This is a genomic window from Cupriavidus mimosae (assembly GCF_023952485.1).
GTDB lineage: Bacteria > Pseudomonadota > Gammaproteobacteria > Burkholderiales > Burkholderiaceae > Cupriavidus > Cupriavidus taiwanensis_C.
The window spans coordinates 1-1,334 of record NZ_JALHRY010000079.1; the positions used below are offsets into that span (position 1 = coordinate 1).

Consider the following 1,334-nt stretch of genomic DNA (forward strand, 5'->3'; position numbering starts at 1 on the left):
GGCGACAGCCGGTGCGCACGGCGGAGCCGATCTCGGCGTTGTAAACCTGAGTGCCGGCGCGTAGACTGCTGGCATGACGACGGCGAACGCGTACCCGGACGACATCGAAGCGCTCAAAGCCCTCTTGCTGGAGCGCGATGCCCGCATCGGGCATCTGCAAGACGTGGTCGAATCGCAGAAGGCAGCGACGGCAACGGACAAGGCGGAGATCGAGCATCTCAAGTTGCTGATTGCAAAGCTGCGCCGCATGCAGTTCGGCCGTCGCTCGGAGAAGCTGGACCGCCAGATCGAACAGCTCGAACTTCGCCTAGAAGAACTCGAGGCCGACGAAGGTGCCGCACCCATCGAGATCCACAGGACGCCGCGTACGGCACCGGAACAGGTACAACGTAAGCCGTTGCCAGAACACCTGCCGCGCGAGTTCCAGACTCATTGGCCCGAATCACGTGATACCTGCACGGCATGCGGTGCGCCGATGAAGCAGCTTGGCGAGGATGTCTCCGAACAGCTCGAATATGTGCCAGCGAGCTTCCGGGTCATCCGGCATGTGCGACCCAAGCTGGCGTGTTCATGCTGCGATCACATCGCCCAGGCTGCTGCGCCGAGCCGCCCCATCGAGCGAGGCATGGCTGGCCCGGGACTGCTGGCCCACGTGCTGGTCGCGAAGTTCGCGGATCACCTGCCGCTCTACCGACAGTCGGTGATCTATGCGCGTGAAGGCGTCGAGCTGGATCGCTCGTTGCTGGCGAAGTGGGTTGGTCACAGTGCGGCGCTGCTGCAACCACTCGTCGACACACTGCGTCGACACGTCATGGCGGCGACGAAGCTCCATGCCGACGATACGCCAGTGCCGGTGCTCGCGCCAGGCAATGGCAAGACTAAAACTGGACGCTTGTGGGTGTATGTGCGTGACGACCGGACGTCGGGCGATGCTACTCCGCCGGCCGTCTGGTTTGCCTATACGCCGGACCGCAAGGGCATCCACCCGCAGCAGCATCTTGAATCGTTCAACGGGACGTTGCAGGCCGATGCCTACGGCGGCTACCAGGCGATCTACGAAACGGGACGGGTTGCCGAAGCAGCGTGCTGGGCCCATGCCCGGCGGCAGTTCTACGAATTGTATGCAGCTCGCCCCAATTCCTTGAATACCGAGGCCCTGGAACGCATCGGCGCGCTCTACAAGATCGAAGAGCAGATCCGGGGCAAACCACCCGATGTGCGCCAGGCGTATCGACAGGCGCAAGCGCGTCCACTACTCGATCAACTCCACGCGTGGCTGAGAGCCACGTTGGAGACGCTCTCGCGCAAATCTGACACGAGTCGAGCGATCCTGT

At 63.0% G+C, this 1,334-nt stretch carries 1 protein-coding gene; it reads left to right on the forward strand.

The features are described 5' to 3' along the window. Positions 1-73: 73 nt before the first annotated feature. Positions 74-1,334 (forward strand): IS66 family transposase (gene tnpC, locus MKD50_RS30350; RefSeq protein WP_252669759.1); only part of this gene is annotated, 1,261 nt, incomplete at its 3' end.